Raw genomic sequence first — 19820 nt, 5'->3', positions numbered from 1 at the left:
GCGAGCGCGCCAGCGCGCGACGGCTGGGCCTGGACCGCATCCCGCTCTACCAGATCCACCAATCCAATCCACTGGTCCCCGACACCGTGATCATGCCGGGCATGCGCGACCTGCTCGACAGCGGCAAGATCGGCGCGGTCGGCGTCTCCAACTACTCGCTGGAGCGGTGGCGGAAGGCCGACGCCGCGCTCGGCCGGCCGGTCGTCAGCAACCAGGTGCACTTCTCGCTGGCGCACGGCGGGCCGCTGGAGGATCTGGTGCCCTTCGCCGAGCGGGAGAACCGCATCGTGATCGCCTACAGCCCGCTCGAGCAGGGGCTGCTGGGCGGCAAGTACGGCCTGGACAACCGGCCCGGTGGCATCCGGGCGCTGAATTCGTTGTTCGGCACGGAGAACCTGCGCCGCGTCGAGCCGCTGTTGCAGACGCTGCGCGACGTGGCGACCACCGTCGGTGCCAAACCGGCTCAGGTGGCGCTGGCGTGGCTGATCAGTCATCCGGGGGTCGTCGCGATCCCCGGCGCGTCCAGCGTCGAGCAGCTCGAATTCAACGTCGCCGCCGCCGACGTCGAACTGCCGGCGGACGCCCGTGAGGCGCTCACCGGGGCGGCCCGCGCCTTCCGGCCGGTCTCGGCCGGGCGTTTCCTGACCGACCTGGTCCGGGAGAAGCTGGGCCGCTAGTTTCGCGCCGAGGTTGCCGTCAGGGCTGTGGCCAGGCGCTCGAGAACAGCCACCACGGCAATCTCGGCGCGGCGGCGCGGACGCGCAGACCCGCGGACCCGTTAGGACTGGGCGGAATCGGCGAACGCGGCGGGGCTGGCGGGCGCGCCCCTGGCCACCACCACCGGCATCGAGGTCGCGGCGTTGGTCCGCAGGATGGTGTGCACCACGTCGATGAGGTCCTCGACCGGCATCAGCTTGCCGGGCATGCAGCCGCGGGAGGCCCACAGCGGCACGGCCTTCATCGCAAGGTCCATGTCCCAGCCGATGTTCATTCCCGTGGCCGCGTCCCCCTCGCCACCCGGGCATTCGCCGACGATCAGGGTGGTGAAGCCGATGTCGGGGTGTTCGGCCCGCCAGGCGTCGACCATCCGCTCGAGGGCCGCCTTGCTGACGCCGTACGCGCCGAGGCCCGGCCACGGCGGCCCGAACGTGCCGGCGTCGGAGGACAGGTAGACGGCCTTGCCCGCGGAGACCGTCAGGTGCGGCACCGCCGCGGCCGTCACCAGCGCGGCGCCGATGACGTTGGTGTCGAAGATGCGCCGCCAGGTCGCGGCGTCGGTGTCGACCATGCGGACCAGCGGGCCGACGGCGGGGGTGTAGACGACGTTGTCGATGCCGCCCAGGGCGTCGGCCGCGGCGGCGATCGCAGACCGGCACGACGCCTCGTCGGTGACGTCGCATTCGATGGCGATCGCGCCCGGGCCGGCCTCCCTGGCCGCCGCCTCGATCCGATCGCGGCGCCGGGCCAACAGGGCGACCTGGTCGCCGCGCTGGGCGAGGCCCACGCCGATGCAACGACCGAGTCCGCTCGAGGCGCCCACCACCACTGTCCTTGACATATTTGCCCTCTCTTGTAACGAGCTGCCGTCGGCAAGAACCTACCGGATATCGCCCGTCACGCGGTGATGGTTGGGCTGCTCAATTCCGGACGACGGTGTTCCGGTCGCCGAACTTGGCCTGGTACATGGCCGTGTCCGCCCGGGCCGTGACCGCGTCGACGGAGTCACCGGGCAGGGCGAGGGTGGCGCCGATGCTCAGCGTCGCGTACAGCGCCTTGCCGGAGACATAAATGGGTTCGGCGGCACGGCAACGAATCTTTTCGGCCACCTGGGTGAGCTCGTCGATGCTGCGGACGCCGGGCAACAGGACCAGCATTTCGTCGCCGCCCGTCCGGCCGACGGTGTCTCCGCGTCGAACGCTGCCGCGAACCCGCGCGGCCAAGGTCGCGAGTACGAAGTCGCCGATGCCGTGTCCCCACGTGTCGTTGATGTCCTTGAAATGGTCTACGTCGCAGAACAACACGCCGACATACATTCCCGGCGGTCGCGGTTGCTCCAGCGCCGCGGCGAGCCGGCCGATGGCCTCGGCCCGGTTCACCAGGCCGGTCAGGGTGTCGAACCGGGCCAGCCGTTCGAGTCGCTGCTCGGCCTCGACCTGATCGTCGACGATGCGCAGCGAGGCGATCAGTCCGTCGGTCCTGCCGTCGGCGTCGACATACGGCTTCCCGTGGCCGTCGACCCAGTGGAAACTGCCGTCGGTGGAGCGGATCCGGAACCGTTGCAGGACCGATGCACCGCCGGCGATCCGCTGCAACGCCGACACGATCGCATCGCGGTCATCACGGTGGATCTGGCGGCTGAATTGTGCACCGGTCCAGTGTTCGGGTGGCCCGCCGAACGCGGCCTCAACCGACGGTGAGATCCACGCGACGTCCTCGCCGCGGAGGTGGACGATGACGTCGACCGCATTGTCGGCGATGAGGCGGTAGCGCGCCTCGGCGTCGGCGCGTTCCTTGCTGACCAGCTCCTTCTCAATCAACAGTTTCTGTTCGCGCTGAATGAAGAAGAACGTGATCGCCCCGACGACGGCCGTGCCCAGCAGTATGGAAAACGTCCAGTCCGCGTGCTCGCCCAGACGAAGCCGCAGGAAGAAGGGCCGCGACAGCGCGACGACGACCGGAAGCGCGGCGAGCAGGACCGCCAGCCGCAGCAGCGTCTTCTTGTCGGGCCGGGCGAGCAGCCAGGCGACCGGAGACCGGTCGGGGCGTGCCAGCGTTGTCGCGGCGCCGAGCAGCAGCAGGGCCACGGCCGTCATGAGCGCCTGGCCGGTCGACGGCGAGAAGCCCACCAGCGCCAACGCGCCGAACAGGTAGGCCCCGACCGTGACGAATGGGATGAGCGCGCCGGCCGCCATGCACGCGGGCCAGACCACGCGGGTTCCGCGATCCACGCGAATCAATGCCGCCGCGGCCGCCAGGGGCAGGACCGACGACGTCGTTTGCGCGCTGGGGCGCCCCGGCCACGTCTGTTGCGACGCGCGCACCGCGTCGGAGAACCACACCAGGTCCAGGCCGGTCGACGGCCTGCCGATGACGTACTCCACGACGGTGACGGCCGCAAGGGCCCCTACCGCCAGGGCGAGGCCCCGCCCGGCCCACACCCGCCCCCGCGAGGGGCGACCGGACTGGAGCAGGATCGCCGCAGCCAGCCCTACCAGCCACAACGAAGTCCATGGCATCATCTGCGGCCAGGCCGGGTCGATCCGGGTCAGCCGGTCGATGCCGGTCGTCCAGCCCACCCAGGTCAGGGCGGCAAGGGCAAACACCACCAGCAGGGCGATCCGCCTGCACCAGGCCACGTCGTTCAGACACGAGTCGGGGCTCGACTTGTCCATCGGCTGCCCCTTCCTCCCCCGCGGCGGTGCAACCGACAGTGTGCGGGAAGGGGCGGCCGGCGGCGGAGGGCACAAGGTAACCAATCTGTGGGCGAAAGGTCACCGCTCGCGCACGATCGCCGCGGCGCGCCGCCGGTGCGGGTCAGGCCCCGTCGGGGGCCTGCAACACCACGGCGGTGTGCGCGTCCACGGTGAAGGTGCCTCCCCCGGGCACTTCCTCCGCGGGCGTCTCCTCGTCGGGGCCGGTGAACACCACGAGCTGCCAAGCGGCGCCGAATTCCTTTGCCGGCAAAGTGAATTCGATCGGCTCGTAGTGAGCGTTGAAGCACAGCAGGAACGAGTCGTCGAGCACCCGCTGCCCCCGCGCGTCGCGGTCGGGGATGCCGTGCCCGTTGAGGAACACGGTGACGGATTTCGCGAACCCCGCGCCCCAGTCCTCCTCGGTCATCTCGGTGCCCTCGGGGGTGAACCAGGCGATGTCGGGCAGCCCGTCCTGACCCCGGCGGCCCAGCGGCTTTCCGGAGAAGAACCGGCGCCGGCGGAAGACCGGATGGTTGCCGCGCAGCGCCGACACCAGCCGGGTGAACTCCAGCAGGCCGTTGTCGGCTTTCGCCCAGTCGATCCAGGTGAGCTCGTTGTCCTGGCAGTAGCCGTTGTTGTTGCCGTTCTGGGTGCGGCCCAGCTCGTCGCCGTGGCAGATCATCGGCACACCCTGCGACAGCAGCAGCGTGGTCAGGAAGTTGCGCTGCTGGCGGGCGCGCAGCGCGTTGACGTCCGGGTCATCCGTCGGCCCTTCCGCGCCGCAGTTCCACGACCGGTTGTGGCTCTCGCCGTCGTTGTTGTCCTCGCCGTTGGCCTCGTTGTGCTTCTCGTTGTAGGACACCAGGTCACGCAGCGTGAAGCCGTCGTGGGCGATGACGAAGTTGATCGAGGCCACCGGCCGGCGCGCGGTGTGCTCGTAGAGGTCGGCGGACCCGGACAGCCGGTAGGCGAACTCGTCGAGCGTCGACGGCTCGCCGCGCCAGAAGTCGCGGACGGCATCGCGGTACTTGCCGTTCCATTCCGTCCATTGCGGTGGGAAGTTGCCGACCTGGTAACCACCCGGCCCGACGTCCCAGGGTTCGGCGATCAGCTTGACCTGGCTCACCGTCGGATCCTGTTGCACGAGTTCGAAGAACGTCGCCAGGCGGTCCACGTCGTAGAACTCGCGGGCCAGCGTCGAGGCCAGATCGAACCGGAAGCCGTCGACGTGCATCTCGGTGACCCAGTAGCGCAGCGAGTCCATGATCAGCTGCAGCGCGTGCGGGTGCCCGACGTTGAGGCTGTTGCCGGTGCCGGTGTAGTCCATGTAGTAGCGCTTGTCGTCGTCGACCAGCCGGTAGTACGCGGCGTTGTCGATGCCGCGGAACGACAGCGTCGGGCCCATGTGGTTGCCCTCGGCCGTGTGGTTGTAGACGACGTCGAGGATGACCTCGATGCCGGCCTCGTGCAGCGCGCGCACCATCGCCTTGAACTCCTGCACCTGGCCGCCCGGTGACGCGGAGCTAGAGTACTTGAAGTCGGGCGCGAAGAAGCCGATCGTGTTGTAACCCCAGTAATTCGAGAGGCCCTTGTCCACCAGGGTGGAGTCGTTGGCGAAGTGGTGCACCGGCATCAGCTCGATGGCGGTGACGCCGATGCTCTTGAGGTGCTCGATGATCACCGGGTGTGCCACGGCCGCGTAGGTGCCGCGCTGCTGCTCGGGGATGTCGGGGTGGGTCTGCGTCAGGCCCTTGACGTGCGCCTCGTAGATGACCGTGTCGGCATACTGGTGGTCCGGCGGCCGGTCGTTGCCCCAGTCGAAGTAGGGGTTGATCACCACCGACTTGGGCATGAACGCGGCCGAGTCGTCGTCGTTGCGGCTGTCCGGATCGCCGAAGTTGTAGCTGAACAGGGCCTGATCCCACTCGAACGAGCCGTCGATGGCCTTCGAATACGGGTCCACCAGCAGCTTGTTCGGGTTGCACCGCAGGCCGTTCTGCGGGTCGTACGGGCCGTGCACGCGGTAGCCGTAACGCTGACCGGGTTCGATGTTGGGGATGTAGGCGTGCCAAATGTAACCGTCGACCTCGGGCAAAAGGACCCGGCTCTCGGTGCCGTCGGCGTCGAACAGGCACAACTCCACCCGTTCGGCCACTTCGCTGAACACGGCGAAATTGGTGCCCGCACCGTCGTAGGTCGCGCCCAGGGGATAGGCCCGGCCCGGCCACACCTCTCCGGTGGGCGTGGGGGCGGGTGTTTCTGCGGAGGTCATGGCGCAATCAATACCCTACCCGCGCCACCCCCAAACGGTCGCGCGGAAGAGATTGCACCCCAACGATTTTCAGGGCCTGAGGATGACCTTGACCGCCCCGTCCTGCTTCTTCTGGAAGATCTCGTACGCGTGCGGGGCCGCGTCGAGCGGCAGCACGTGGGAGGCGAATGTGTCGACGCCGAGGGGGTCGTCGTCGGTGAGCAGCGGCATGATGTCGTCCACCCACCTCTTCACGTTCGCCTGGCCCATCCGCAGCGTCACCTGCTTGTCGAACAGGGTGAGCATCGGCAACGGGTCCGCCATCCCGCCGTACACCCCGATCAGCGATATCGTGCCGCCGCGGCGCACGATGTCGATTGCCGAATACAGCGCACTGAGCCGGTCCACCCCCGCCGTCTGCATGAGCCGCCTGGCGAAGACGTCGGGCAGCAGGCCGGTGGCCTGCTGGGCCAGCCGGGCCGCCGGGGAACCGTGCGCTTCCATGCCCACAGCGTCGATGACGGAGTGGGAGCCGCGCCCGTCGGTCAGGTCCCGGATCGCGTCGCCCAGCGAGGAATCCAGCCGCCCCAGGTCGATGGTGTGAATACCGCGTTGCGCGGCGCGTCCCAGGCGTTCGGCCACCAGGTCGACGGCCAACACCCGGTAGCCGAGATGATCTGCGATGCGCGCGGCCATGTCGCCGATGGGCCCCAGGCCGAGCACCGTCACCGTGCCGCCGTCAGGGATGTCGGCGTAGGCCACCGCCTGCCACGCGGTGGGCAGCACGTCGGACAGATAGACGAATCGCGAATCTGGCGGTCCCACAGGGACTTTGATGTGGGTGAACTGCGCCTGAGGGACGCGCAGCAACTCGGCTTGCCCACCGGGGACTTCGCCGTAGAGCTCCGAGTAGCCGAACAGCGCGGCGCCCATGCCCTGCTCGCGCACCTGGGTCGTCTCGCATTGGGTGTAGAGCTGGTGGTCGCACATGTAGCAACTGCCGCAAGAGATTTGGAACGGGATCACGACGCGGTCCCCGACCCGCAGGTCGCCCGTCTCGCCGCCGACCTCGCGCACGATTCCCATGGGTTCGTGCCCCAGGATGTCGCCGGGCTTCATGAAAGCCCCGAGGATCTCGTACAGATGCAGATCGGATCCGCAGATATTGGTCGACGTGACTTCGATGATGGCGTCGGTGGGCTTCTCGATCTTCGGATCGGGCACCGACTCCACCCGCACGTCGCGCTTGCCGTGCCACGTGACAGCTTTCATGAGGATGGCACATACCCGCCTGGGCGGGCGCGAAACTCGGGCCGATGCGGCCCGCTAGCCGTGACAGCGCTTGAGTGGATGCTCGCTGTCGACGAGTCCCTGGGCGATGTCGATGAGCCTGGTGTTGGACTGTTGCGAGAGGCGGGTGAGCAGTTCGAACGCCTCGATGGCGTCGAGGTTGAAGCGCTCCATGATGATTCCCTTGGCCTGGCCGATCATGTCCCGCGATGCCAGTGCGCTGCGGAACTGGTCCTGGCGCCGCAACATCGACCACGCCAGCGCGATGTGGGTGGCGTAAACGGCGCCGAGCTCCAGCGAGTCGTCGGGGAACGCGTGCGGGGCGTCGGCGTAGAAGTTGAGCGCGGCCATGCTGCCGCGGTCGACGAACAACTCGTAGGACAGGATTGATCGGATGGGGGTCTGCTCCAGCGCATGCCGCCGATAGCGCGGCCACCGCTGTTCTTCGCTGAGGTCCTCGACGTGCATCACGTGGTGACGCCAGGCGGCCTCCACACACGGCCCCTCCGCGTACCGGTTCTGGATCTCGTCCAACAGGACCGGGTAACGGTGCGTGGCGGCCACGTTGGTGACGGACTTACTGCGCTCGGCGAGGGTGATCCCCGCGTACTGCGAGCCCACCACATGCAGAACGCCGTTGCCGATGAGTTCGTTGAGCCCTGCCGCGGTGTCGATTTCCCGGCGTTCGAGGTTCGACACCATCTCGGCGAGCTGGGCGACCACCACCGCACTGCCGTTCTGCATAGCATCCCCCTTCGAACGTCTGCCCCCTGGGTGACCGCCCAAGGGGCGAATTAGGGCACACTTCTTTTCGAGAGCCACGCCTCGCAGGTTCGATCGTTGAAAACGTGAGTTCGGTGTGTCAACCCACCAAGCGTAGTCTATCGGCCAATTAGCGAAGCGCAACCTCCCACGCCAATCACTCTGCTTGGTTCGGCAGCAGCACTGCATACACGTAATGCGCTGGCAATAAACATTTTTCGCCACAACTACCGAATTCGCCGGCCACCGCCGTCGGTGTCGAGGACCGGTCAGCCTTCGGCCGACTGCTGGGCCTTCGCGTACACCAGCTGCAGGAAGTCGGCGCCGGCCAGCACCGTGAAGACGCCCGCGATCAGGCGGGTGAACCGCGGCGCGAACACCAGGCCGATCGCGAAGCCGGTCGCCACCCACATATCCAGGCAGAACGGACAGGTCAGCAGCTCCCCCAGGCTGTGCCGGAGCGGGCTTTCGTCGCGGACCTCCTCCATGACCTCCGCCGGCCCGCCGGTGCCCGCATAGCGCGTGAACGGCGCGCGCAGCGGGCTCGTCACCGCGTCCTTGGTCAGGGTGCGGGAGAGCTTGTGGGTGCCCAGGGTCACCGTGACCAAGTCCTGGATTCGCCAGCGATTCGGTAGCGTGCGCCCGCTGAGCAGCGCGGCGGCGGTCGCGATGGCCACCACGGCGCTGTAGATCACCAACACCGCCACGTAGCCGCCCAGCGGCCGGGACGCCTCACCGCGATACGCGTCCGCCTCGCGCCGTGCGCCGTCGACCACCTGGGTCTTGGCTTCCGCCACGTCTGCCATTGCATCTCCTTCACCTCAGGGGCACAGCAGGCTGGATACCCGGTGGCGGTGCGTGCAATCGGTGGACCCGCGGGGCGGTCAGACACCCTGTTCACCGGCGGCGGCGCCGGTGAACCTCGCGCCCCGGACGGCGTTGCGCAGCGTCCGGTTGGTGGACCGCAGGTCGGTGTTGGCCGCCGACAGCGACGCGTTGTGGTCCTCGAGGTCGAGGATGCGGGCGATCCCGGCCAGGTTGACGCCGGCGTCGACGAGCTCACTGATGCGCTTGAGCCGGGCCAGGTCGTCGGCGCTGTAGCGCCGGGTGCCGCCGTCGCTGCGCGCCGGCGTGATCAGACCATGGCGTTCGTACAGGCGCAACGACTGCACCGCGATGCCCGAAAGCTCGGCGGCCACCGAGATGCCGTACACGCCGTGATCGGACGCCGGGGCGCCGGAATCGCCGCGTTGGTCGGTCATCACGCGTCTCCTCGAAGCTAGCTGGCTCAGAAAATCTATTTATCACACTTGCGACATAGTGTCGACAGTGCTATAAGAAATCTATGTCATTAGACATAGGTAATTGCCAGACCACAACCCAGATCGGAGTGAGAGGTGACCACCATGCTGATGCGTAGCGACCCCTTCCGTGACCTCGACCGCTTTACCCAGCAGGCGTTCGGCACGGCCGCCCGGCCGGCGGTGATGCCGATGGACGCCTGGCGCCAGGGCGAGGAGTTCGTCGTCGAGTTCGACCTCCCGGGCATCAAGGTCGACTCGCTCGACATCGACATCGAGCGCAACGTGGTGACCGTGCGCGCCGAGCGGCCCGGCCTGGACCCCGACCGCGAGATGCTGGCCACCGAGCGGCCGCGCGGAGTCTTCAGCCGGCAACTGGTCCTCGGAGAGAACCTCGATACCGACAAGATCGAGGCATCCTACCGCGAAGGCGTTCTGCGCCTGCGCATTCCGGTCGCCGAACGGGCCAAGCCGCGCAAGATCACCGTCGAGCACGGCGGCGCGCAGACGGCCATCGACGAAAACGCCAAGCAGCACGAGGTCATCAACGCCTGACGAGGGCGGGCGGCGGCCCGGGTCGTGCCGGGCACACCGGCCGCCGCCCCGCCCCTGCTCAACGGTCCCAAGGGAGACCAGGTGCGACATGAAGTGGGAACTCGACGGGCAAACGGCTGACGTCGAACGGGCGTTGGCCGGCGGCGCCGCCCAACCGGCCGGCTGGTTTCGCTTCTACTTCGCCGACCAGCGCTGGGAGTGGTCGGAGCAGGTCCAACGGATGCACGGCTACGAGCCCGGGACCGTCACCCCCACCACCGAACTGGTGCTCTCGCACAAGCATCCGGACGACCGCGGGCAGGTCGCGGCCACCATCGATCAGATCGTCAACACCCGCCAGGCGTTCAGCACCCGCCATCGCATCATCGACACCGCCGGCAACGTGCGCCAGGTCGTCGTGGTGGGCGACCGGTTCTTCGACGACGACGGCGACGTGGTCGGAACGCAGGGCTTCTATATCGACGTCTCACCGGCCCCGGGACAGGCGAACGAGGAGCTTGTCAGCGCCAGGCTGGCCGAGATCAGCGAGAACCGGGCCGGCATCGAACAGGCCAAGGGCATGCTGATGCTGGTCTACGGCATCGGCGAAAGCGCGGCCTTCGAGTTGCTCAAATGGCTTTCGCAGGAAGCGAATATCAAGCTGCGGGCGCTCGCCGAGCAGATCGCGCAAGACTTCCGCGGCGCCGGCCTGCCCCCCAACGCCCAGGCGCAGTTCGACCACCTGATGCTCACCGCACACCAACGCATCGCCCCCGCCGACGGGTCATGACGACTTGCGGCGCCGGCCACGGGCGGCGGCGGCGAGATGGCCCATGCCCTTCTCGATGCCGGTGGCGAGCGTGTCGATGTCCGGGGCGGTGTCGTAGTCGGCGGTGATCCCGAAGACGAACGTGTCGGCGTAGCTGAGCATCGCGATGCCGGTGCGCACCTGCAGCGCGATCGGCGGAATCGGCAGCAGCTCCAGCACCCGGCGGCCCATCAGCCGCTGGCGGCTGCGCGGGCCGGGCACGTTGGTCGCCAACGCGACCACCGCCCGCTGAGGCAACCGGGACAGCAACCGAATCGCCCACGCGGACAACGCAAATGGGGTGCGCTTGGCTGCCACCACCACCGCGCTGCCGCCCTCGCTCTGGCCACTCGCCTTGGCGCGGGCGAGCCGGTGGTGCACGAGCTTGAGCTGCTGCACCGGATCGGGCTCGTCGACCGGCAGCAACGGCAGCATCGCCGAGACCCGGTTACCCGCGACATGGAAATGGTCGACCGCGCGCACCGAGACGGGAACCAGGGTGCGCAGGGAATCCGGGCCGGGCTGCTCCCCGCGCGCCAGCAGGATCGCCCGATAGCTGTGTGTGATCGCCGCCAACGCAACGTCGTTCAGCGTGACGTCGAATGCCCGGGCGACCTTGTTCATGTCTGCCAGCCCGACGCGTGCGGCACTGTACCGCCGCATCGTGGTGACCGACCCGTGCAGCGACGACTCCGGGGCGGGGTGCAGCAGGCCGGCCGCCAGCTCGGCCACCCCGATCGCCGCGTGTTCGGCCGCGGCCACCGCGCCGAACGCGCTCCGACCGATTCCGCCGACCCAGCTCAAGGGGTTGAGGCTCACCTTCGGCGCATCGGGATGCGCGGGCTTCTTCGCGGCGCCGACGTCGGCGGCAAAGCTGTCCTCGTCGCCGTCGTCGCTGAACTTCGCCAGCAGCTGGGTGGTCGCGATGCCGTCGGCGATGCAGTGGTGGATCTTGGTCAGCACCGCCCACCGGCCCTTGCCGAGCCCCTCGATGATCCAGCATTCCCACAGCGGGCGCTCCCGATCGAGCCGGTGTTCCATCAGCGTGGCGATCATGTCGAACAGCTCCGCGTCGCCGCCGGGGTGCGGCAGCGCGACCCGGTGCAGGTGGCGCCCGAGGTCGAAGCGGGGGTCGTCCACCCACTCCGGCGGCCGCAGGTCGAGTGGGTGGGTCCGCAGGACCTGCCGGCAGCGCGGGATCGTCTCGACCCGTTCGGCAAACGACGCGGCGAACTCTTTGTACGTCGGAGCCGGTCCCTCCACGATCGACACCGCGCCCACCGCCAGGCTGACGTGGGGATCGGAGTCCTCGACCTCCAGGAAACCGGCGTCCAGGGCGGTCAGTTGCTCCATGGTGCTACTTTCCGCGCCGCAATGCCCCGCTGGCAGGGCCGTAAGTCCCCAACTACTGAGGTCGAACGGCGGCTGTGGCGGCGCGCCCCCGGCCATATCGTGAGGGGGTGACGGGAAAGCAATTGAGCAGCGCGGCAGATGCTTTCGCAGCCGCGTCCCGCACCGACCCGACCGCACTGCCGGACCGATCGAGATCGATCTGCTGCCGCTTCTACGACGCGATGCAACCCACCGGAGGAAGAACACCATGAGCGATTTCACCTATGTCCGCTTCTTCGAAGAGATCGGCATCTCCGACGTCCCGCTGGTCGGCGGGAAGAACGCCTCGCTGGGCGAGATGTTCCAGAAGTTGACCGGACAGGGCGTGCGGGTCCCGCATGGGTTCGCGATCACCGCCGAGGCCTACCGGCACGTGCTGGACAGCGCCGGCGCCTGGGACGCGCTGCACGCCGCGCTCGACGACCTCGACCCCAACGACGTCACCGCGCTGGCACGCAAGGGCAAGCTCGCCCGCGAAATCGTCTACGGCGCAGGGCTTCCCCCTGAGCTCACCGCCGAGATCACGGCCGCCTACCGGCAGCTTCAGCAGGAATACGGCGAAGACGTCAGCCTGGCCGTGCGCAGCTCGGCGACCGCCGAAGACCTGCCGACCGCCAGCTTCGCCGGCCAGCAGGAGACCTTCCTCAACATCAAGGGCACCGAGAGCCTGCTGGACGCCTGCCGCCGGTGTTTCGCCAGCCTGTTCACCGACCGGGCCATCCACTACCGGATCGACCAGGACTTCGACCACTTCAAGGTGGCGCTGTCGATCGGCGTCATGAAGATGGTGCGCTCCGACCTCGCCTCGTCGGGGGTGATGTTCACCCTGGACACCGAATCCGGCTTCCACGACGTCGTATTCATCACCGGCGCCTACGGGCTCGGCGAGAACGTGGTCCAGGGCGCCGTCGACCCCGACGAGTTCTACGTCCACAAGCCGACGTATCAGGCCGGCCACCGGGCGGTGCTGCGCCGGCTGATCGGGGACAAGGCGGTCAAGATGATCTTCGTCGAGGGCGAGACGAAGAACACCACCCGCAACATCCCCACGCCGAGGGCCGACCGGGCCCGGTTCTGCGTCACCGACGACGACGTTCTCGAGCTGGCCGGCTACGCGTGCGCCATCGAGGGGCACTACGGACGGCCGATGGACATCGAATGGGCCAAGGACGGTCTCGACGGGCGGCTCTACATCGTCCAGGCGCGCCCCGAAACCGCGGCCTCCCAGCGCAGCCAGACGGTGCTCGAAAGCTACGTGCTCGAGGGCAAGGGCGGCGAGCACAAGGAGATACTCGCCGAGGGCCGCTCGGTCGGCGAGAAGGTCGCCACGGGCACCGCCAGGCGGATGGACAACCTCGGGAAGCTGTCTGAGTTCCAGCCCGGCGACGTGCTGGTCGCCGACATCACCACGCCCGACTGGGAACCCATCATGAAGATCGCCGCGGCCATCGTCACCAACCGCGGCGGGCGCACCTGCCACGCGGCGATCATCGCCCGCGAGCTCGGCATCCCCGCCGTCGTCGGCGCGGGCAACGCCACCACGCGCGTGCCCGACGGCGAGGTCGTCACGGTGTCGTGCGTGGAGGGCGACACGGGGCGGGTTTACCGCGGCGAGGTGGGCTTTCGCGTCGACCGCACCGAGGTGTCCGACCAGGAGCGCCCGCACACCGAGATCATGCTCAACCTCGGCAACCCGGATCTGGCGTTCAAGACGTCGTTCTTGCCGAACGACGGCGTGGGGCTGGCCCGGATGGAGTTCATCATCAGCGAATACATCCGGGTGCACCCGCTGGCCCTGCTCCACCCCGACCGGGTGGACGATCCCGAGGCCCGGCGGACCATCGACACGCTGACGTACGCCTATTCCGACGGCGCCGAATTCTTTGTGGAGCGCCTGTCGGAAGGGATCGGCACCATCGCCGCCGCCTTCTGGCCCAAGCCCGTCGTCGTGCGGATGTCGGACTTCAAGACCAACGAGTACGCCAGCCTGGTCGGCGGCAGCGACTTCGAAGCGGCCGAGAGCAACCCGATGATCGGCTTCCGCGGCGCCTCGCGCTATGCGCACCCCGCCTACGCCGAGGGATTCGCGCTGGAGTGCCGGGCGATGAAGCGGGTGCGCGAACAGATGGGGCTGACCAACGTCGTGCTGATGTTGCCGTTCGTGCGCCGGGTGGCCGAGGCGGACCTGGTCCTGGCGGAGATGGCCAAACACGGTCTGCGCCGCGGGGAGAACGGGCTCAAGGTGTACGCGATGTGCGAGATCCCCAACAACGTCATCCTGATCGACGAATTCGCCAAGCGCTTCGACGGGTTCTCCATCGGGTCCAACGACCTCACCCAGCTGACCCTCGGCGTCGACCGGGACAGCGAGATCGTGGCCTTCGACTACGACGAACGCGACGAGGGCGTCAAGGAGATGATCCGCCTGGCCGTGGAGGGCTGCCGGCGCAACGGGATCCACTCCGGGTTGTGCGGTCAGGCACCGTCGGACTACCCCGATATGGCCGAGTTCCTGGTTCGATGCGGCATCGACTCGATCAGCCTGAACCCCGACGTGGTGGTCAAGACCACTCGGCAGATCCTGGACCTCGAGCGCGCGGTGCAACTGCAGTAATCGACTGAGCGTCGAGATTGCCTTCAGGGCTGAAGATCGTGAGCATTCACGACCCTGAGCGCAATCTCGGCGCGGCCTGGCTCAGCATTCACCCGCGCGGCGGCTGGCGATAGAGGGCGGCGCCGGCGACGACGTCGGCCCCCGCCGCGACGAACAGAACCCGCGCGCCCGCCGGCAACCGCTCGGCCCGCCGCCCGAACGCGGCGGCCAGGGCGGCGGTGTGCATGCGTTCGTCGTCGGCGACGCTGATCGACTCGACCGGCACGCCCAGCCGGGCGCCCAGTGCGCTGCGGTATCCGGCCCGGGCGGGGGCAGCGACGATCGCGTCGACGTCGGACAGCCGCACCGACTGCTCGGCAAGGCACGCCGACACCGCCCGCCCGGCCGCCGCGGCGAACCGCTCGTCCATCGCCGCCGACTGAGAGAAGCGCAGGACGTTGCGGGAATCGGCGAAACCCACCGTGGCGGTGAAGGTTTCGTCACCGTCTTCACTCGGATCGTTCACCCAGGAGACCCGGCTGAGACCGTAGTCGTCGTCGGACCAGCCGCACAGCATCGCCGCGCCGGCGGCCGAGAAGCCGAAGTGCTCGCTCATCCCGTGCCCGGGGTCGGCGTCGCTGGCGACCACCAGCGCGCGCCGGATGGCGCGGCTGCGCATGAACCCGTCGACGATCTGCAGCGCCGTCAGCAGCCCGCACGTGCCGTTGGCGATGTCGAAGGAGAAGGTGCCGTGGGCGCCGGCGTGCGGGTCCTCCGGGTTGGCGCCGATGTCGTCCTGGATCAGCGCGGCGAGCGCCGGCTCACCGAGGTTGCGGTCGCGGTAGATGCCGGCATTGACGACGAGGTCGAGGTCTTTAGCCTCGCATCCGGCCCGCTTCAGGCAGTCCTTGGCTGCGACGACGGCCAGGTGCAACGCGCTGTGGCGCCCCCGCAGCCGCGGATGCGAGACGTCGATCCGATCAATCACCGTGCCCATAGCGGCTCACCACATCCTCGTCCAGGGTCAACAAGACCACACCGATCTCCAGCCCGGAGGCCAACGCCAGCAACGCGATTCGCTCCCCGGGCTTGATCCGCCCGGCCTCGAGTTCCTCGACGAGCGCCACCGTGTGGGTCGTGGAGGCGGTGTTCCCGTAGCGGTCGACGGTGATCACCGCGTCGTGGCGCGGGCTGTCGCCGAACACCTCCGACATCCGGGCCATTCCCTTGCGGATGGCGCGCGCTGACGTCTGGTGGGTGATGACGTGGTCGATGTCATGGATCGAAAGACCAACGGTGTCAAGCACTTCGCTCAACAGCAGCGGGGTGTTGGCGATCGCGGCCTTCTGGATGGCGCGGGAGTTGGTGAACATCCGCGCGCCGGGGTCGTCCCCCTGCGGATACGCCAGGCAGAGCCGGCTGTAGTCGGCGACGGTGGTGAAGCCCGCCAGGGCGATGCCGGCCGAACCGGCCGGCGCCCGCTCGAGCAGCAGCGCCGCGCCGGCATCGCCCAGGGTCAGGCAGGCCAGCTCCTTGCTCATGATGTTGCGGATGTGTCGGGCGGCGTTGTTGGAAAGCTGCGAGATGTACTCGCCGCTGACGACCAGCCCGCGCTCGACGACGCCCTGGCGGATCCAGTTGTTCAAAATCGTCACGCCCGTGAGCATTCCGGCGCACGCGTTGGACACGTCGAACGTCATCGCGTTCACCGCCCCGATCCCGCGCGCCACGGCGCTGCTCATGGTCGGCTCGAGCCACTGGGTCAGCCCGTCGCGGAACTTGGTGATGCTGCAGCTGATCACCACGTCCAGCGCCGCCGGGTCCTGTTGCGCGGTGGCCAGGCAGTTCAGCGCCGCCGAGCTGGCCAGGGTGTAGGAATCCTCGTCGCCCACCGACACCCGGCGTTCGCGGATCCCGGTCAGCCGTTCCAGGTCGATGTGGGTGTGGTGGCGGGTCGACGCCATCAGCTCGTCGGTCGTCAGGTGGGTTCCGGGCAGATGCCGGCCCGCGGCCGCGACCCGCGCGACGAAGGGGGCCTCAGGACCTTCCCCGGCCGCTTCCCCGGTTGTTTCCATCACCAGCCAGTGCCGAGTCATCGATGGCACCTCCTTGGCTTCGTCCTTGCCGTAGTCCTGGGCATGTCGGTCACCCACGCATCTCGAGGATTTCGGTCACCGGGCGCCGGGCAGTGGGCTTCGCGTGCGGGTCCTTGGCCGGTGACCGGCCGACCCGGATCAGCAGCTGCGGCTGGCCCGAGCCGCCGGTGATCCGCCTGATGATGTCGCGGCTCAGCGACATCTCCGTCATGTGGGTCAGCGTGCAGGTGGCCATGCCGGCCAGAGTGCATTCGAGCAGCACCGCCGACAGCGCCTCACCGCAGCGCAGCACTTCGGGCGGCGCATCGTCGTGTTGGGTGGACAGGACCACGATCTTGGAGTGGTCCGCCTCGATCGCGGCGCGGCGGTGGCCCCCGCCCGCCGGCGGGAACGCGCGTGCGATGTCGACGCGCGCGGCCTCGGAACTGGACAGCAGAGCGCTTTCGGGCACGTGGTCGGCGTTCGCTTCGAAGGGCGAGGTCCACCAACGCAATTCGGTCAGGTAGGACGTATCGCTTCGGCGCAACTGCTCGGTGAGCCGCGACGCCTCGGCCAGCCTCGGCCGCTCGTCGTCGTCGACCACGTCCAGCGACACGTCGTACGGGGTCACCGCGTGGCTCAGGGCAGAATGCAGCGTGGGCCACGCATTCGGTGCGCCCAGGGGCAGCCGGTCGGTGCGGCGGCGAAGGATCGCGTCGGCCCGCAGCCGGCATTGCGCCGTCACGTTCTCCACGGGCAGAAAGCCCACGCTCGCGAGGTGATCCGGTCTGCCCTCGGTGGGAAAACGTTCGGTGACGCTTTCCCAGCCCGCGGCGGCCATCGCGACCCGCAGGTGGTCGAGGACCGCGCCGCAGCTCAGGATCAGCTCCCGACCGGTGTGGTCGGTGCCGTGCATCGCGTGGCGCGGATCGGCCCACAGGTGCAGCCTCGTGCCGTCGGCCACCCACCGCCAGGGCTGGCTGTTGTGCAGGGAAGGCGCGCGGCACGCGAGCGCCACCGCGTCCCGGATGACCTGCTCGGTCGGCACTTTCGCGTCCATCTTCACCATTTCGTCGCTTTCGGTGAGGCAAACTGTATGCGCCGCGCGGCGCCTGCGGGCAGGGCCGTTGGTCCCCGGCGGCCGGGACGTTGGAACCTCCCGAGGCTGTTACGTCGCGCGCACCCAGAGGTCCTGCGCCTCGTGAGCGACGAGGTCCGGGCGCCGCGAGGTGTCGATCCGGTGCGCGCCGTCCCAGTCGGCGTGCCCGGCGGCCAGGGCGGCCGCGATCGCCGGGGTCACCTCCGAATTGCCCGCGGGCCTGGTCCTGATCCGGTCGGCCGCCACGTCGGCCGTCACCGAGCACACGAATTCGACGAGCGCCGAGTGCGTCTCGGTGGCCAGCCGGTGGGCCTGGTCGCGCGCCCGCGGATCGCGCCAGGTGCCGTCGAGGATCACCGAGTGCCCCTCGCCCAGCAACTGCCGCGCGCGGCGCAGCGTGGTCTCGTAGACCACCGCGACCTGGCCGGGGCTGTAGAGCCCGGCGTTCAGCACGCCGGGCTCACCGGCGATGGCGCCCGAGTTCCGAAGCTCCCGGCGCACGTCGTCGGTGGAAATGAGCTGTGCCCCAAACGATTCGGCCAGACCGCGGGCCACGGTGGACTTCCCCGTGCCCGGGTTGCCGCCGACGAGCGCGAGCCGGACGGTGGCGCTCTGCAGGTGCCGGGTGGCGATTGCCAGGTGGCGGGCTGCGTCGTCGGACGCGCCCGGACTGCCCTGCGAAACGCGGACGCAGTCCACCTTCGCCCGCACCGCGGCCCGGTAGGCGATGTAGAAGTCGGACAGCGCTGGCGGCGCCGCCCGACCCGCGTGCTCGGCGTAACGCTGCAGGAAGTAGTCGCCGAAGTCCTTGCGGCCCAGAAACTCCAGGTCCATCGCGAGGAAGGCGGCGTCGTCGATGCAGTCGACGTAGCGCAACCGGTCGTCGAACTCCAGGCAGTCCAGCAGCGCCGGTTTTCCGTCCACCCAGAAGATGTCATCGGCGAGCAGGTCGCCGTGCCCGTCGACGATGCGCCCCTCGCGGACGCGCCGCGCGAACAGCCGCGTGCGCCCGGCGACGAACTGGGCGACCAGGCGCTGCAGATGAGCTACCTCGCTTTCGGCTACGCCCGGAACCGATTGGTTCGCATACCGTTCCAACTCGGACAGGTTCTCCCGCCAGCGCCGCTCGATCGCGGCGGGCTCGCCCTGGGCGTCGATTCGCTCGCCGCGCTCGGCGCGTTCGTGGAAGCGGGCCAGCGCGGCCGCGACCGCGTCCAGCACGCGGTGCACGGACTCTGCGGTGTCGTGGGCCACCAGGTGCGCGAGGCGGTCCTCGTCGCGGTAGCGCCGCATGACCACGACCGGCTCGGCCGGGCCGCCCAGCGGATCGGTGAGGTGCGCTACGCCGAGGTAGCTCTCGGGCGAGAGCCGGCTGTTGAGCTCGACCTCCCGGCGGCAGGCGTGCTCGCGCTGCTGCGGCGCGCGGAAGTCGAGAAAGTCGGTCAGCACCGGCTTCTTGGCTTTGTAGGCGCGGTCGCCGGCGAGAATGACGACGCCCGTGTGGGTTTCGTGCAGATGGAGATACGGCACGGCGGCGGCGCGGCCCTAGGACGGCCGCGCGACGATCACCGGCATGCGGACCGAGTGGACGACGGCGTTGCTCACCGAACCCAGCAGCATGCCGGACAGGCCACCGCGGCCGTGGCTGCCCACGACGACGAGTTGCGCCGATTCCGATTGCTCGATGAGCTGCCGGGCCGGCCGGTCGGCGACCACGACCCGTTGCACGGTGACGTCGGGATAACGCTCCTGCCAGCCCGCCAGTTGCTCGGCCAGGCTCCGCTCGGCCTCCGCCCTCACCGCCGACCAGTCCACCCCGGGCAGTTCGAAGACGTCGACGTCGCTCCATGCGTGCAGCGCCGTCAGGGTGACCCCGCGGCGCGACGCTTCGTCGAACGCGACGCCCACCGCCGCCTCGGAGGCGGGTGAGCCGTCGATGCCCACAAGCACCGGGGCCTGCTGGGGATGCTCCATGAGCGGGTCTTCGTCGCGGATCACCGCGACCGGGCAGCGCGCGCTGCGCACCACGCTGCCGCTCACCGAGCCCAGCAACAGCCTGCCCAGCGCGCCGCGGCCGTTGCTGCCCACGACGACCATCTCGGCCTCTTTGGACATCTCGACCAGGGTGGGCACCGGGGGCGCGCACCTGAGCTCGCTGCGGACGTCGACCTTGCGGTCGGTGGTGACGGCCTCCTCGGCGATCTTGACGGCCCGCTCGAGAACCTCGCGGCCCTGCGGCACGTCCCGCTGACCGTGGTCCACATGGTGAACGCCACCGTGCCGATGTATCCGGCCCTGCCCC

General features: G+C 69.0%; 17 protein-coding genes. 4 read left to right on the top strand and 13 right to left on the bottom strand.

What is annotated here, in order from left to right; all coding sequences use genetic code 11:
* On the top strand, positions 1-677 hold a 677-nt coding region (locus A5713_RS15295), incomplete at its 5' end, for an aldo/keto reductase (protein WP_068096670.1).
* A 101-nt stretch (positions 678-778) separates the two neighbouring features.
* Here A5713_RS15295 and A5713_RS15290 read toward each other — a convergent pair.
* From A5713_RS15290 to A5713_RS15260, 7 genes are all read right to left on the bottom strand, one after another.
* The gene (locus tag A5713_RS15290; RefSeq protein ID WP_082972969.1) at positions 779-1546 is read right to left on the bottom strand and encodes an SDR family oxidoreductase; all 768 of its coding nucleotides are present in this window, start codon (positions 1544-1546) and stop codon (positions 779-781) included.
* Between the two features lie 91 nt (positions 1547-1637).
* On the bottom strand, positions 1638-3392 hold the full coding sequence (locus A5713_RS15285) for a sensor domain-containing diguanylate cyclase (protein WP_067918081.1): 1755 nt from the start codon (positions 3390-3392) through the stop codon (positions 1638-1640).
* A gap of 142 nt (positions 3393-3534) precedes the next feature.
* On the bottom strand, positions 3535-5685 hold the full coding sequence (glgX, locus tag A5713_RS15280; protein ID WP_068096664.1) for a glycogen debranching protein GlgX: 2151 nt from the start codon (positions 5683-5685) through the stop codon (positions 3535-3537).
* A 69-nt stretch (positions 5686-5754) separates the two neighbouring features.
* A complete protein-coding gene (locus tag A5713_RS15275; RefSeq protein ID WP_068096662.1) occupies positions 5755-6936 on the bottom strand; it encodes a zinc-dependent alcohol dehydrogenase in 1182 nt (393 codons plus the stop codon).
* A gap of 54 nt (positions 6937-6990) precedes the next feature.
* Positions 6991-7698 (bottom strand): GAF and ANTAR domain-containing protein, encoded by a 708-nt coding sequence (locus tag A5713_RS15270; RefSeq protein WP_068096660.1) that lies wholly within the window; start codon positions 7696-7698, stop codon positions 6991-6993.
* Between the two features lie 287 nt (positions 7699-7985).
* Positions 7986-8522: a DUF1360 domain-containing protein gene (locus A5713_RS15265; protein ID WP_068096658.1), complete on the bottom strand. Its 537-nt coding sequence runs from the start codon at positions 8520-8522 to the stop codon at positions 7986-7988.
* Positions 8523-8600: 78 nt separating this feature from the next.
* Positions 8601-8978, bottom strand: coding sequence for a helix-turn-helix transcriptional regulator (locus tag A5713_RS15260; protein ID WP_067918087.1), 378 nt, complete (start codon positions 8976-8978; stop codon positions 8601-8603).
* A 144-nt stretch (positions 8979-9122) separates the two neighbouring features.
* Here A5713_RS15260 and A5713_RS15255 point away from each other — a divergent pair, with 144 nt between their 5' ends.
* Both A5713_RS15255 and A5713_RS15250 read left to right on the top strand, forming a co-directional pair.
* Positions 9123-9572 (top strand): Hsp20/alpha crystallin family protein, encoded by a 450-nt coding sequence (locus tag A5713_RS15255; protein ID WP_067918113.1) that lies wholly within the window; start codon positions 9123-9125, stop codon positions 9570-9572.
* 88 nt (positions 9573-9660) lie between these two features.
* The gene (locus tag A5713_RS15250) at positions 9661-10341 is read left to right on the top strand and encodes a PAS and ANTAR domain-containing protein (RefSeq protein ID WP_068096654.1); all 681 of its coding nucleotides are present in this window, start codon (positions 9661-9663) and stop codon (positions 10339-10341) included.
* On the opposite strand, the gene A5713_RS15245 is transcribed toward A5713_RS15250, so the two are convergent.
* The gene (locus A5713_RS15245) at positions 10336-11712 is read right to left on the bottom strand and encodes a wax ester/triacylglycerol synthase family O-acyltransferase (RefSeq protein WP_068096653.1); all 1377 of its coding nucleotides are present in this window, start codon (positions 11710-11712) and stop codon (positions 10336-10338) included. The genes A5713_RS15250 and A5713_RS15245 overlap by 6 nt on opposite strands.
* A 247-nt stretch (positions 11713-11959) precedes the next feature.
* Here A5713_RS15245 and ppsA point away from each other — a divergent pair, with 247 nt between their 5' ends.
* Positions 11960-14365 carry a phosphoenolpyruvate synthase gene (gene ppsA, locus A5713_RS15240; RefSeq protein WP_068096652.1) on the top strand — a complete coding sequence of 802 codons (2406 nt, stop codon included), beginning with the start codon at positions 11960-11962 and terminating at the stop codon, positions 14363-14365.
* 88 nt (positions 14366-14453) lie between these two features.
* Here ppsA and A5713_RS15235 read toward each other — a convergent pair whose 3' ends face one another.
* The 5 genes from A5713_RS15235 to A5713_RS15215 form a co-directional block, all read right to left on the bottom strand.
* A complete protein-coding gene (locus A5713_RS15235; protein WP_068096651.1) occupies positions 14454-15341 on the bottom strand; it encodes a 3-oxoacyl-ACP synthase in 888 nt (295 codons plus the stop codon).
* Positions 15325-16440, bottom strand: a complete 1116-nt coding sequence (locus tag A5713_RS15230; RefSeq protein WP_068096676.1) for a 3-oxoacyl-ACP synthase III family protein — start codon at positions 16438-16440, stop codon at positions 15325-15327. The genes A5713_RS15235 and A5713_RS15230 overlap by 17 nt, the downstream gene beginning before the upstream one ends.
* 49 nt (positions 16441-16489) lie before the next feature.
* Positions 16490-17488: an NAD(P)H nitroreductase gene (locus A5713_RS15225; RefSeq protein WP_082972968.1), complete on the bottom strand. Its 999-nt coding sequence runs from the start codon at positions 17486-17488 to the stop codon at positions 16490-16492.
* 99 nt (positions 17489-17587) lie between these two features.
* A complete protein-coding gene (locus A5713_RS15220) occupies positions 17588-19048 on the bottom strand; it encodes a bifunctional aminoglycoside phosphotransferase/ATP-binding protein (RefSeq protein ID WP_156751897.1) in 1461 nt (486 codons plus the stop codon).
* Positions 19049-19063: 15 nt separating this feature from the next.
* On the bottom strand, positions 19064-19820 hold a 757-nt coding region (locus A5713_RS15215), incomplete at its 5' end, for a universal stress protein (RefSeq protein WP_197516378.1).

It is taken from the genome of Mycobacterium sp. E2497 (assembly GCF_001668695.1).
Taxonomy (GTDB): domain Bacteria; phylum Actinomycetota; class Actinomycetes; order Mycobacteriales; family Mycobacteriaceae; genus Mycobacterium.
Note: the sequence above shows the minus strand (reverse complement) of the source record. Positions and strands in the feature narration are given on the sequence as shown.